Source organism: Saccharothrix saharensis (assembly GCF_006716745.1).
Lineage (GTDB): Bacteria > Actinomycetota > Actinomycetes > Mycobacteriales > Pseudonocardiaceae > Actinosynnema > Actinosynnema saharense.
The window spans coordinates 8,872,329-8,887,365 of the sequence record NZ_VFPP01000001.1 but is presented as its reverse complement, the minus strand read 5'-3'; the positions used below and the strand labels follow the sequence as shown (position 1 = coordinate 8,887,365).

At 75.8% G+C, this 15,037-nt stretch carries 1 protein-coding gene and 1 pseudogene; both read right to left on the bottom strand.

The window, feature by feature from the left end:
- Nucleotides 1–21: 21 nt before the first annotated feature.
- Complete coding sequence (locus FHX81_RS39915) at nucleotides 22–6,090, bottom strand: thioester reductase domain-containing protein (protein WP_425473907.1); 6,069 nt, start codon at nucleotides 6,088–6,090, stop codon at nucleotides 22–24.
- Nucleotides 5,991–15,029, bottom strand: a pseudogene (locus FHX81_RS42530) (SDR family NAD(P)-dependent oxidoreductase); the annotation flags it as partial. The pseudogene FHX81_RS42530 and the gene FHX81_RS39915, both read right to left, overlap by 100 nt.
- Between the last annotated feature and the right edge of the window lie 8 nt (nucleotides 15,030–15,037).

Here is a 15,037-nt window from a genome sequence, read left to right as displayed (position 1 = left end):
GCGCCAGGGTCGCCGGTCCGGTCACGCGCCCGCGACCAGCGCGAACTCGCGGCTCGGCGGGTAGTAGCCGGTCTCGGCGAAGAACCTGATGTAGGTGTCGACCAGGTCACCGGTGACCGGCGGGCAGGTGATGGAGGTCCCCGCCAGCGCCTGCTCGGTCTTCGACACGTCCACCGCCGGGTAGAAGCCCGCGTTGTCGGCGACCATCAGCTCGAACGCGTCCAGCAGCGGGATCAGGGCGTTGTCCCGGTCGGCCAGCACGTCCCGCCGCCACCGCGCCCACTCGCGCTCCTCCAGCCGGTAGCCGTGGGCGCGCAGCCGGGCCACGATCTCCCGCCAGCTCACCCGGCCCGGGTTGTAGAGGTGGAACACCCCGCCGGACTCGCGCGACAGCCGCACGACCGCGGCCGCCGCGTAGTCGACCGGCACCATCGGCACCGTGCCGTCCAGGCCCGTGGGCACCGCGCCCGCCTGGACCAGGCCCTTGGTGGCCAGCCACACGAAGTCCCGGGTCTGGCAGGCGCCGTTGACCTGGTCGCCGGAGACCAGGTCGACCCGGTACACGCGCACCGGCAGTCCCCGTTCGGCCGCCTGGGCGACCAGGTGCTCGGCCACCCACTTGCTGCGCAGGTAGCCGCTGGGCAGCGCGTCCGGCGGGCCCGTCGGGTCGTCCACCGTCAGCGGCACGCCCGGTTCGCGGGCACCGGCGAACACACCGGTCGTGGACAGGTGGTGCACCGGCACGGTCCGGTGCCGGGCGGCCAGCCGCAGCACCTCCTGCGTGCCGTGCACGTTCGGCGCGCGCAGCTCGGTGTACGGCCGCAGCCAGTTCACCGTCGCGCCCGCGTGGTAGACCGCGTCCACCTCGCGCGCCAGCCGGTCGTAGGTCTGCTCGGACAGGCCGAGGCGCGGCTGGGACAGGTCGCCGGGCACCACGCGCAGCCGGGTCGCGTCCACCTCGTCCCACAACCGGTACCAGCGCAGGTTCGCCTCGACCTTGCGCAGGCCCTCGGCCTCGTCGGCGGCGCGCACCAGGCAGTGCACGGTCGCCGCGGACGCCTTCAGCAGCTCCCGCAGCAGGAACGCCCCGACGAACCCGGTCGCCCCCGTGAGCAGCACGTTCTCCGGCTCGTCGACCGTGCGCACCACCTGCTCGGCGGGCCGGACGTCCTCGGCGAGCACCTCGTCGTAGTCCACGTCCGCCGCACCGGCCGCGCCCGCCAGGAAGGCGGTCAACGCGCCGGGCGTCGGGTGGTCGAAGACGACGGTCGCGGGCAGGGCCAGCCCGGTGGCGGCGGCGACCCGGTTGCGCAGCTCGACCGACAGCAGCGAGTCGAAGCCCAGGTCGGGGAACGGCTTGTCCTCCACCTCGCCGGGCAGGCCCAGCACGGACGCGACCTCCCGCCGCACCAGCTCGCCGACCACCGCCCACCGCTCGGCCGCGGGCAGCTCGGCCAGGTTCGGCACGGGCGCGCCGGTGCGCGCGACCGGCCGGACCGGGGGCAGCAGGGTCCGCAGCAGCGCCGGCGCCTGGTCCGGCCGCGCCCTCAGGGCGGCCAGGTCCAGCGGCGCGCCCACGAGGGCCGGCACGCCCGACGCCACGGCGGCGTCCAGCATCGCCAGGCCCTGCTCGGTCTCCACGGGCCGGAAGCCGGCGCGGGCGATGCGGGCCCGGTCCAGCTCGCTCAGCCCGCTGGTGATGCCGCTGGACTCGGCCCACAGGCCCCAGGCGACGGAGGTGGCGGGCAGGCCGAGCGCGGCGCGGTGGGCGGCCAGGCCGTCGAGGTAGGCGTTCGCGGCGGCGTAGTTGCCCTGGCCCGCGCCGCCGATGACCCCGGCGATGGACGAGAACAGCACGAACGCCGTCAGGTCGTGGCCGCGGGTCAGCTCGTGCAAGTGCCGGGCGGCGTCGGCCTTGGGCCGCAGCACGGCGGCGAGCCGCTCCGGGGTCAGGTCGCCGATCAGGGCGTCGTCGATGACGCCCGCCGTGTGCACGACGCCGGTCAGGCGGGTGTCGGCGATAGCGGCTTCGAGCTGGGCCCGGTCGGCCGCGTCGCACGCGACGATCCGGACGGACGCGCCCAGGGACGTCAGCTCGTCGCGCAGGTCCGCCGCACCGGGCGAGTCCGGGCCACGACGGCTGGTGAGCAGCAGCTCCCGCACGCCCCGCCGGACCAGGTGCCGGGCGACCATCGCGCCGAGCGTGCCGGTGCCGCCGGTGATCAGGACCGCGCCGTCGACCGGCCACGCCGTGCGGCCGACCTGCGCGCGCCGCAGCTTCGGCACGTGCACGACACCGCGCCGCACCACCGCTTGCGACACGCCGGCCGCGACGACGGCCGGGATCGCGGCCTCCGACGCGGGGTCGTCGTCGACGTCCACCAGCACGATCCGGCCCGGCTGCTCGGACTGCGCCGACCGCGCGAGCCCCCACAGCGCCGCGCCGTCCACGTCCGTGACGTCACGCATCGCGCCGCGGGTCACCGCCACGAACGGCGCGTCACCCCGCAGGTCGGCCAACGCGGACGCGGCCCGGCTGTGCAGGTCGGCGTCGGGCAGGTCGCGGTCGGGCAGCCACCGGACCACCCGCGGCGTGACGTCGGACGGCGGTAGCTCCACCGGCTCCCACGCCACGTCCAGCAGCGCGTCCTGCGGGCGCAGCAGGGCGTCGACCACGGCCTCGGCGGCCGTGGGCCGCAGCCGCACGGACCCGATCGTGGCCACCGGTCCGCCGCTCGGGTCGGCGAGCAGGACGCGGTCGCCGTCCACGTGGACCCGCACGTCCGACGCACCGGTGGCGTGCAGCTCCACGTCCCGCCAGTGCACCGCGTCGCCGTCGCCGACCAGCCGCAGGGCGGCGTCCAGCAGCGACGGGTGCAGGCGGAAGCCGTCGGGGGCCACGGTGTCCAGCCCGGTCCACTCCCCGGCGTCGGGCCAGGTGGGGTGGGTGGCCGGGGCCAGCGTCCCGGCGGCGTTCAACGCCCAGTCGCCGTCCAGTCGCGTGTGGACGGTCAGCTGGCCGTTCGCGACGCGCACCTGGACCTGCACCCCGCCGCGGTCCGGCACGACGACCGGCGCGAGGACGTCCATCGACGCCAGCCGAGGCAGGTCGACCTCGTCGCCGGCGCGGATCGCCAGCTCCACCAGCGCCGCCGACGGCAGCACCGCGCAACCGTGCACGCGGTGCCGGTCCAGCCACGGGTGGCTGCGCACGGACACCTTGCCGGTGAACACGACCTCGTCCGCGCCCGCCACCGGCACCGCCGCGCCGAGCAGCGGGTGGTCCGCCCGCGTCACGCCCAGCTCGGCGACGTCGGCCGCCTCCTGGTGCTCGACCCAGTACCGCTGCCGCTGGAACGGGTAGGTCGGCAGCTCCACGTGCCGCGCACCCGTGCCGGAGAAGAACGCGGCCCAGTCCACCGGCACCCCGGCCGCGTGGAGTTCGCCCAGCGCCGTCACCAGTCCGTCGCGCTGCAACGCCACCGCGGTGGCGTCCACCGTCTCGCGCACCATCGGGGTGAGCGCGGCGGCGGGGCCGACCTCCACGAACGTGGTCACGCCCCGCTCGGCCAACGTCCGCACGCAGTCGGCGAACCGCACCGCCTCGCGCACGTGCCGGACCCAGTAGTCGGGCGAGGTCACGTCGGCGTCGGCCGCGCCGGTCACGTTGGACACGACCGGGATCACCGGCGCGTGGTAGGTGATCTTCGCGGCGACCCGGCGGAACTCCTCCAGCGCGGGCTCCATCCGGTGCGAGTGGAACGCATGGCTCACCGTGAGCCGCTTGGTCCGGCGGCCGCGAGCGCGCAGCTCGGCCTCGACCGCCAGCACGGCGTCCTCGTCGCCGGACACCACGACGGAGGCCGGACCGTTCACCGCGGCCAGCCCCACCCGCGGCGTCAGCAGCGGCTCGACGTCGGCGGCGGGCGCGGCCACGGCGACCATCGCACCGCCCTCCGGCAGCTCGCCGATCAGCCGGGCGCGCGCGGCGACCAGCGTGCACGCGTCCTCCAGCGAGAAGACACCGGCGACGTGCGCGGCGGTCAGCTCGCCGAGCGAGTGGCCTGCCACGTGGTCCGGCCGGACGCCCCACTCCTCCAGCAGCCGGAACAACGCCACCTCGAACGCGAACAGCGCCGGCTGCGTGTACCGGGTCTGGTGCAGCAGGTCCGAGTCGCCGAACACCACGTCCTTCAGCGGCGTCGGCAGGTGCGGATCGAGCAGCGCGCACGCCCCGTCGAACGCCTGCCGGAACGCCGGGAAGCGTTCGTGCAGGTCACGGCCCATGCCGGGGCGCTGAGCACCCTGACCGGTGAACAGGAACGCGGTCCGGCCCGGCTGCGGCACCGGCACACCGCCGTCGAACGCCGCCAGCGCGGCCAGCAGCTCGTCCCGGTCACGGGCCACGACCGCCCCGCGGTGCTCCAGGGCCGTGCGGCCGGTGGCGAGGGTGTGGGCGACGTCGACCGGGGAGACCTCGGGGCGTTCGGCGAGGAAGGCGCGCAGCCGTTCCGCCTGCGCCCGCAGCGCCTCGGCCGACCGCGCGGACAGCAGGAACGGCAGCTCACCGTCGGCTTCGGCGGCCGGCGCCGGTTCCTCGGGCACGTGCTCCAGCACCACGTGCGCGTTGGTGCCGCTGACGCCGAACGACGACACCGCCGCCCGCCGCGGCCGGTCGCCCTCCGGCCACGGCCGCGACTCCCGCAGCAGCTCCACCGACCCCGACGACCAGTCGACCACGGGCGTGGGCTCGTCCACGTGCAGGGTGCGCGGCGCGATGCCGTGCCGCATCGCCTGCACCACCTTGATCACGCCGCCGACACCGGCCGCGGCAACGCTGTGCCCGATGTTGGACTTCAGCGAGCCCAGCAGCAACGGCGTCGACCGGCCCTGGCCGTAGGTGGCCAGCAACGCCTGCGCCTCGATCGGGTCGCCGAGCCGGGTGCCGGTGCCGTGCGCCTCCACCAGGTCGACGTCCGAGGTGGACAGCCGGGCGTCGTCCAGGGCGGCGCGGATGACGCGTTCCTGCGCGGGGCCGTTCGGGGCGGTGAGGCCGTTGGACGCGCCGTCCTGGTTGATCGCGCTGCCCCGGACCACGGCCAGCACCGGGTGGCCGTTGCGGCGGGCGTCGGACAGCTTCTCCAGCAGCAGCAGGCCGACGCCCTCCGACCAGCCGGTGCCGTCCGCCGCCGCGGCGAACGACTTGCACCGGCCGTCCGCCGCGAGACCGCGCTGGCGGGAGAAGTCGACGTACCCGGTGGGCGAGCCGTACACCGTGCAGCCGCCCGCCACCGCCAACGTCGACTCGCCCGTCCGCAGCGAGCGGACCGCCATGTGCAGCGCCACCAGCGAGGACGAGCACGCCGTGTCCACCGTGACCGCCGGGCCCTCGAAGCCGAACGTGTAGGCGATCCGCCCGGACGCCACGCTGCCCAGCTTGCCGGTCATCAGGAAGCCTTCCAGCTCCTCCGGCCCGGCCAGGCCCAGGTAGCTCTGCTCCCCCACGCCCGCGAACACGCCCGTGCGGCTGCCGCGCAACGCGGCCGTGTCGATGCCCGCCCGTTCGAACAACTCCCACGCGGTCTCCAGCAGCACGCGCTGCTGCGGGTCCATGCCCAGCGCCTCGCGCGGCGAGATGCCGAAGAACGCCGCGTCGAACTCGGTGGCGTGGTCGACGAAGCCGCCTTCGCGGGTGTAGGTCCGGCCGGGCACGCCCGGCTCCGGGTCGTAGAGCCGGTCGACGTCCCAGCCGCGGTCGGCCGGCCACGGCGTGATGCCGTCCCGGCCCTCGGCGACCAGCCGCCACAGGTCGTCGGGCGAGGTGACGCCGCCGGGGTAGCGGCAGGCCATCGCCACGATCGCGACCGGCTCGGGCGTCTCCAGCTCGGCGATGCGCTGCCGGGCCTGCTGGAGGTCCGCCGTCACCCACTTCAGGTACTCGACCAGCCGCTCCTCGTTGGACACTGCTCTCTCCTCGATGTCGTGGGTGGTCAGCGGGCGGCGCGGCCGAGCTGGTTGTCGATGAAGTCGAACAGCTCGGCGGTGGAGTCGAAGTCGGTGCGCACGTCGGCCGGTTCCGGCTCGGCCCAGCGGGACAGGATGGTCCGCAGCCGCACGGTCACCTGCTGCCGCTGCTCCTCGTCGACCTCGGCCAGCGTCGCCTCCAGCCGGTCCAGCTCGGCCAGCACCGGCGCGGTGTCGTCGGGCGCGAGGCGGTCGAGCAGGACGCCGGTGAGCGCCGCGGGCGTCGGGTGGTCGAACACCAGGGTCGCCTCCAGCGCCACCCCGGTCTCGCCGGTGAGCCGGTTGCGCAGGTCCACGGCGGTGAGCGAGTCGAAGCCCAGGTCGCTGAACGGCTTCGCCAAGTCCACGCGGCGCGGGTCGCCGTGCCCGAGGACGGCCGCCACCTGGGTGCGGACGACCTCCTCCACGATCCGGCCGCGCTCGCCCTCGGCCGCGCTCGCCAGCCGTTCGGCCAACGGCACGCGGGGCGCGCGGACCAGGTCGCGCAGCAACGCCGTGCGCGGCAGCTCGGACACCGGCGCGGCGACGACGACCGGCCGATCGGTGACGACCGGGTCCGGCCCGCCGATCACCGCCGTGCCGGGCAGCCCGTGCGCGGCACGCTGGTGCGCCAGTGCCTCCATGAACGCCACCCCGGCCGCGTAGTGGGCGTGACCGGCCGCGCCGAATCCCTCCACGGCCGCCGCGAGCACCAGGTGACCGGACGTCTCCCGGTGCAGCCGCCAGGCCTCCCCGGCGGTCTCGCGCAGGGCGTCGGCGAGCACGTCGTCGGTGAGGCCGGCGAGGGTGGTCCGCGCGGGCGGTTCGGGCCGGTGCACGACCGCGTCCGGCGGCAGGGGCACGACCTGCGCCGTCACCCGGACCAGCCGGGGCGCGAACGCCCGCCCGTCGCGGAACACCACCTGCGGCTCGCCGGACGCGACCGCCGCGGCCACGTCGCCGTCACCCCCGACCAGCACGATCCGGTCCGGCGCCTCGACCTGCGCGGCCCGCACCAGGCCCCACACGGCCGCCACGCCGGGATCGGCCGGGTCGGGGGTGAGCACGACCGCCCGCCCGGTGCCGGTGGCCCGGTCGCGCAGCTCGGCCAGCACGTGCCGGGTCGCGGTGAGCGCGGTGGCGACCGGGTCCGGGCCGGCTTCGACCCGGATCACGTCCGGCGTCGAGTCCGCTTCCGGCAGGTCGACCGGCACCCAGTCCACCTCGTACAGCGGCACGCCGTTGAGCGCGCGGAACTCGACCGAGTCGACCCGGGCGACCTCGTCGCCCCGCTCGTCGCGGAACACCGAGCCGTCCACGCGCACGGCGACGCCCGGCGCGGTGGCCCGCAGGCCGCGCCACGCGGCGGGTTCCACGTCCTCGCGCGCCAGCAGCGACAGGTCGACCTCGACGTCGACCGCCGGGCCGGCCGTGAGCGTGCCCCTGGCCTGCTCGACCCACCCATCCTGCCACGCGTGCACGCTCACCGGCCGGGTGTCGCCGTCCCGCTCGCCCACCTTCACCTGGACCCGCCCGGCACCGGGCAGCGCGGCCACGTCGAGGTCCACCACCGGGAAGCCGACCTCGCGGCCCGCGTGCCACACCAGTTCCGCGACGCCCGCGCCGGTCAGCGGCTCGGTCAGGGTGCCGGTGAACAGCACCTCGTCGCGGTCCGCCACGTGGACCGGCACGTCGAGCACGGGGTGTCCGCTCGTGGTGCGCGGCTTGGCGGACAGCCAGTACCGCTCGCGCTGGAACGGGTAGGTCGGCAGCACGGTCCGCCGTCCCGGGAACGCCGACCAGTCCACCGCCACACCCCGGGCGTGCAGGTGGGCGAACAGCTCGACGGCGGTGCGCCGCTCGGACCGGTCGCGGCGCAGCGCGGGCAGCGCGGCGTACCCCTCGGGCAGCACGGCCGCGAGCAGGCCGGTCAGGATCGCGTCCGGGCCCAGCTCCACGAACGTCGTGACGCCGCGGTCGAGCAGGGTGCGCGCGGCGTCGTGGAACCGCACCGGCTCGCGGACGTGCCGCACCCAGTACGACGGGTCGGTCCAGTCGGCGTCGTCACCGACGGTCGACGCCGCGGGGATCTCCGGCCGGTGGTACGTCAACTTCTCCGCCACCGCGCGGAAGTCGTCGAGCATCGGGTCCATCAGCGGTGAGTGGAACGCGTGGCTCACCGTGAGCCGGGTGTGCTTGAACGGCTTCGCGCAGGCCAGGACCGCGGCCTCGACACCGGACAGCACGACCGAGCGCGGCCCGTTCACGGCGGCCACCGCCACGCCCTCGGGCAGCTCCAGCTCGTCCTCGGCGGCCTGCACGGCGACCATCGCGCCGCCGCGCGGCAAGGCCTGCATCAGCCGGCCCCGTGCCGCGACGAGCTCGGCCGCGTCGGCCAGGGACAGCACCCCGGCCACGTGCGCGGCGGCGATCTCGCCGATCGAGTGCCCGGCGACGAAGTCCGGCCGCACGCCCCACGACTCCAGCAGCCGGAACAGGGCCACCTCCACCGCGAACAACGCGGGCTGCGCGGTCCCGGTCTCGTGCAGCCCTTCGCCGGACGAGATCGCGTCGCGCACCGGCAGGTGCTCGCACACCTCGTCGAACGCGCGGGCGAACACCGGGAACGCCCGGGCCAGCTCCAGCCCCATGCCGACCCGCTGGGCACCCTGCCCGGTGAACACGAACGCCGTCCGGCCGTCGCGCACGCGGGGCACCGTCACGGCGTCACGCAGGTCGGCCGGGCTTTCCGCCGCGACCACCGCCCGGTGCTCCAGGAGCGCGCGGCCCGTGCCGAGCGTGTGGGCGAGGTCGGCGACCGGCACGTCGGCCTCGGCCAGCCGTGCGAGCTGGTCGGCCAACGCCTGCGGGGTGCGGGCGGACACCACGACGGGCACCGGCCCGTCGGCCCGCTCGACCTCGGCCTCCGCCGGCGCCTGTTCGAGCACGACGTGCGCGTTGGTGCCGCTGATGCCGAACGACGACACCGCCGCCCGGCGCGGCCGGTCCACCACCCACTCCCGCGCCGACGTCAGCAGCTCCACCGAGCCGGCCGACCAGTCCACGTGCGGCGACGGCTCGTCCACGTGGAGGGTGCGCGGCAGCACGCCGTGCCGCATGGCCTCGACCACCTTGATGATCCCGCCGACGCCCGCCGCGGCCTGGGTGTGGCCGATGTTGGACTTCAGCGACCCCAGCGCCAGCGGCCGGTCGCGTTCCCCGTACACCGCCAGCAAGGCCTCGGCCTCGATCGGGTCGCCCAGCGTCGTGCCGGTGCCGTGCGCCTCCACCAGGTCCACGTCGGACGGCTTCAGGCCGGCGGCGGCGAGCGCGGCCCGGATGACGCGTTGCTGGGCCGGGCCGTTCGGGGCGGTCAGGCCGTTGGACGCGCCGTCGGAGTTGACCGCCGTGCCGCGCACCACGGCCAGCACCGGGTGCCCGTTGCGGCGGGCGTCGGACAGTCGTTCCACCAGCAGCACGCCGACGCCCTCGGCCCAGCCGGTGCCGTCGGCGGACGCCGCGAACGGCTTGCAGCGGCCGTCCGGGGCCAGGCCGCGTTGCCGCGAGAACTCCACGAACGCGGTCGGCGTGGCCATCACGGTCGCACCGCCCGCCAACGCCAGGTCGCACTCACCGCGGCGCAGCGCGCTGACCGCGAGGTGCAGCGCGACCAGTGACGACGAGCACGCCGTGTCGACCGTGATCGCCGGCCCCTCCAGGCCCAGCGCGTAGGCCACGCGACCGGACGCGACGCTGCCGGACGTGCCGCCGACCAGGTAGCCCTCCAGCTCGGGCGGCAACGCGCCGCCGGTGCCGTAGTCGTGGTACATCAGGCCGGTGAACACGCCGGTCCTCGTGCCGCGCGCGGACGTCGGGTCGATGCCGCCGCGTTCCAGGGCTTCCCAGGCGGTCTCGAGCAGCAGGCGTTGCTGCGGGTCGGTCGCCAGCGCCTCACGCGGCGACATCCCGAAGAACTCCGGGTCGAACAGGTCCGCGTCGTGCAGGAACCCGCCGTGCCGGGTGTAGGTCGTGCCGGGGTGCTGCGGGTCCGGGTGGTAGAGCCGGTCGAGGTCCCAGCCGCGGTTGACGGGGAACTCCCCGATCGCGTCCCGCCCCTCGGCGACCAGTCCCCACAGCTCCTCGGGCGTGCGCACGCCACCCGGGTAGCGGCACGCCATGCCGACGATCGCGATCGGCTCGTCGGCCGCCGTCACCTTCTCCTCGGCCGGCTTGACCGCGCCCGCCAGGTACTCGGCCAGCGCGGCGGGCGTGGGGTGGTCGAACACCAGCGTCGTGGGCAGCCGCCGCCCGACGGCCCCGGCGAGCCGGTTGCGCAGCTCGACCGCCGTCAGCGAGTCGAAGCCCATCTCGCTGAACGCCCGCTTGGCGTCGACGCCGGCCGGGTCCGCGTGGCCGAGCACGGCCGCCACGTGCGACCGGACCAGGTCCGTGAGCGCTCGGACGTCGGTGGTGACCGAGGTACCCGCCACCGCCGCCTTCGGCTTGCTCGCGGCACGGCGTTTCGGCGCGAGTTCCCTCAGCGCCGGGTGCGGGTCCTCGCGCAACGCGGCCCGGTCCAGCCCGGTCACCGCGAGCACCGGTTCGCCGGTGGCCAGCGCCGCGTCGAACGCCGCCAGCGCCGCGTCCACGGCGATCGGCTTGAGCCCGAGCCGGCGGATCCGCTTGCGGTCCACTTCGGACAGACCGCCGGACAGCGCGCTGTCGGACTCCCACAGGCCCCAGGCCAGGGACGTCGCGGGCAGGCCGAGCGCGTGCCGGTGCCGGGCCAGCGCGTCGAGGAACGTGTTGCCCGCCGCGTAGTTCGCCTGCCCGGCCGTGCCGAGGACGCCCGCGATGGACGAGTACAGCACGAACGCCTCGACGTCGCCGGCCAGCTCGTGCAGGTTCCAGGCCGCGTCGACCTTGGGCCGCAGCACCCGGTCGACCTGGTCGGGGGTCAGCGAGTCCAGCGTGCCGTCCGCCACCACGCCCGCCGCGTGCACGACCGCCGTGACCGGGTGCTCGGCCAGCACGGCGCCCAGGGCCTCGCGGTCGGCCGCGTCGCACGCCACGGCCACGACCTCCGCGCCTTCGATCTCCGGCGCCTCGCCGCTGCGGCTGAGGAGCACGAGCTTGCGCGCGCCGTGCCGGGTGACCAGGTGCCGGGCGATGGCGCCGCCCAGCGCGCCGCTCGCGCCCGTGACCAGGACGGTGTCCCAGCCCGGACCGTCGTGCCCGGTGCGCGGGGCCGGGGTGAGGACGGGTTCGAGTGCCTGCCCGTCGCGCAGCAGCACGAACCGGCCGGGGTGTTCGGCCGCCGCGCTGCGGACGAGGCCGGCGACGGCCGCGTGGGCGAGGTCGTCGGTGACGGCCACGCCCAGGACGCCGTCCGCTCCGGCGGCCCAGTCGCGGAGCTCGGTCAGCACCCGGTGCGTGACGTGGTGGACCTGCTCGGGCACCGGGCCGTCCGGGGTCTCGACGGCGAACACGCGGTCCACCTGGGCCGGTGCGGACCGGAGGGTCGGGGTGAACAGCAGGTCCGTGCCGGTGACCGGACCGGTGAGCGGGCGCAGGACGAGGTCGGCGACGGAGACCACCGGGGTGCCAGTGCTGTCGGTGACCAGCAGGGCCACGGAGTCCGGCCCGGTCGGGGTGATCCGGACGCGCAGCGACGTGCCGGCGGTGCCGTGGAACCGGACGCCGGACCACGAGAACGGCAACCGGGCCGGACCGTCCTCGACCAGGCCGGGCAGCAGCGGGTGCAGCGCCGCGTCGAACAGCGCCGGGTGCACGGTGAACCCGGCGGGTGGCACGTCCGCGGTGACCTCGGCGAAGAGCTCGCCGTCGGCCCGCCACACCCTGCGCAGGCCCTGGAACGCCGGCCCGTAGCCGTACCCGTGCCGGTCCAGGCCGTCGTAGGAGACCGCGACCTCGGGCGCGGCGGGCGGCCACCCGGTGAGGTGGTCCACGGGGTGGTCCGCCGGGTCGGGGGTGCCGGTGGCGTGCCGGGTCCACGGCTCGTCGTCGCGGCGGGAGTGGATCTCGACGCTGGTCGCGGTGCGCACGACCTGCACGGTCACCGCGCCGGTGTCCGGGACGACCAGCGGGGCGGTGACGGTCAGGTCGGCGACGTCACCGACCAGCTCGACCAGGGCCGTGCCGGGCACGACGGCGGTGCCGTGCACGCGGTGCTCGCCCAGCCACGGGTGGGTGGCCAGGGACAGCTTGCCGGTCTGCACGGTCGCGCCGTCGGGCAGCTCGACCGTCGCGCCGAGCAGCGGGTGCCCGGACGACGTGAGGCCCGCCGCCGACACGTCACCGCTCACCGACGGCGCGAGCCAGTACCGCTTGCGCTGGAACGCGTAGGTCGGCAGCGGCACCTTGCGCGCGCCGGGGAACACCGCCGCCCAGTCCGGGTCCACGCCGCGCATGTGCAGCTCGGCCAGCGCGTTCGCGACCGTGAGCGGTTCGGGTTGACCGGCCCGCAGCAGCGGCACCGCCTTGACGTCGTCGAACGCGGTGGCGGTGAGACCGCTCAGGACGGCGTCCGGGCCGATCTCGACCACCGTGCGCGTGTCCCGGTCGCGCAGGACGACGAGGGCGTCGTGGAAGCGGACCGTGGCGCGGACCTGCCGCACCCAGTACTCCGGGTCGGTCCAGTCGGAGCCTTCCGCCACCGTCGACACCGCGGGGATGCGCGGCTGGTGGTAGGTCAGGCCGCGGGCCACGGCGCGGAACTCGTCCAGCATGGGTTCCATCAACGGCGAGTGGAACGCGTGGCTGACCGCGAGCCGCTTGCCGCGCAGCCCTTCGGCGGCCTTGAGGACGGCGTCCTCCGCACCGGACAGGACGAGCGAGCGCGGCCCGTTGACCGCGGCGACCGCCACGTCCTCGGGCAGGTCCAGCTCGTCCTCGGCGGCGCGGACCGCGACCATCGCGCCGCCGGCCGGCAACGCCTGCATGAGCCGGCCGCGTGCGGCGACCAGTGCGGCGGCGTCGGCAAGGGACAGCACACCGGCCACGTGCGCGGCGGCCAGTTCACCGATCGAGTGGCCGACCAGGAAGTCCGGGCGCACACCCCACGACTCCACCAGCCGGAACAACGCCACCTCGACCGCGAACAGGGCGGGCTGCGCGTTGCCGGTGAGGTCGAGGTCCGCACCGGATTCGATGACGTCCCGCACGGGCAGGTGCTCGCACACCTCGGCGAAGGCGCGGGCGAAGACCGGGTACACCTCGGCCAGTTCGAGCCCCATGCGGACCCGCTGCGCACCCTGCCCGGTGAACGCGAACGCCACCTTGCCACGCGGCGGTACCACGGCGGCCGGGAAGTCGTGCAGGTCGGTGCCCGCCGCCCGGTACGGCATGGGCGTGCGGGTGGCCACCGTGAACGCCGCATCCCGCCCACCGGCCCCGGCCTCGGCCAACCTCCGCGCCTGCTCCGCCACCGCTTCGGCACTGCGACCGGACAGCACGAACGGAACGGGAACGTCCCGCCCCTCCGCCGAACCTCCCGCCGGGGATCCTGCTGCCGCCAAGCCCGCCGCCGAGCCGGCCGCCGCGAACCCTTCCGCCGCCGAACCCGCTGCCGAAGGCGCGACCGAGGTCGGGCCACCGATCTCATCCGCCCGCGGTCCACCGGCGGTCACGACGGCTCCCGGCACGTCCTCGACCGGTGTGGCGTCGGCTTCTTCGACCACCACGTGGGCGTTCGTGCCGCCGAACCCGAACGACGACACGCCCGCCCGCCGCGGCCGGTCCGTGCGGGGCCACTCGCGGGCCTCGGTCAGCAGGCCCACCTTGCCGGCCGTCCAGTCGACGTGGCTCGACGGCTCCTCCGCGTGCAGCGTGCGGGGCATCACGCCGTGCCGCATCGCCTGCGCCACCTTGATGATCCCGCCGACGCCGGCCGCCGCTTGGGCGTGCCCGATGTTCGACTTCAGCGACCCCAGCCACACCGGCCGCTCGCGGTCCCGACCATAGGTGGCGAGCACCGCGCGTGCCTCGATCGGGTCGCCCAACGTCGTCCCGGTGCCGTGCGCCTCCACCAGGTCCACGTCCGACGGCGACAGGCCGGCCGCCGCCAGCGCCGCCCGGATCACGCGTTCCTGCGCCGGACCGTTCGGCGCGGTCAGGCCGTTGGACGCGCCGTCGGAGTTCACCGCGCTGCCCCGGATCACCGCCAGCACCCGGTGGCCGTTGCGGCGCGCGTCGGACAGCCGCTCCAGCAGCAGCACGCCGACGCCCTCGGCCCAGCCGGTGCCGTCGGCGTGGTCGGAGAACGACTTGCAGCGGCCGTCCGCCGACAGCCCGCGCAGCCGGGAGAACTCGATGAACGCGGTCGGCGTCGACATCACCGTGGCACCGCCCGCCACCGCCAGCGTGCACTCGCCCCGGCGCAGGGCGTTCGCCGCCAGGTGCACCGCGACCAGGGACGACGAGCACGCCGTGTCCACGGTGACGGTCGGGCCCTCCAGCCCGAACGTGTAGGCCAGCCGACCGGAGGCGATGCTGCCCGCGCTGCCGCTGAACAGGTAGCCCTCGACGTCGTCGGGCGGCAGGTTCGGCCGCGAGCCGTAGTCGTTGTACATCACGCCGACGAACACGCCGGTCCTGCTGCCGCGCAACGACTCCGGGTCGATGCCCGCGCCCTCCACCGTCTCCCAGGTGGTCTCCAGCAGCAGCCGCTGCTGCGGGTCCACGGCCAGCGCCTCGCGCGGCGACAGGCCGAAGAACCCGGCGTCGAACCGGTCGGCGTCGTGCAGGAACCCGCCGTGCCCGGTGGTGGACCGGCCCACCCGGTCCGGGTCGGGGTCGTGCAGGTCGGCGGGCCAGCCGCGGTTGGTCGGGAACGGCGAGATCGCGTCACGCCCCTCCGCCACCAGCCGCCACAGCTCGTCGGGCGTGCTGACGCCGCCGGGGTAGCGGCAGGCCATGCCGACGATCGCCACCGGCTCGTGGTCGCGGTCCTCGACCTCCTTCAACCGCCTGCGGGCGTCCCGCGCGTCGGCGATGGCCCGCTTCAGGTAGTCGC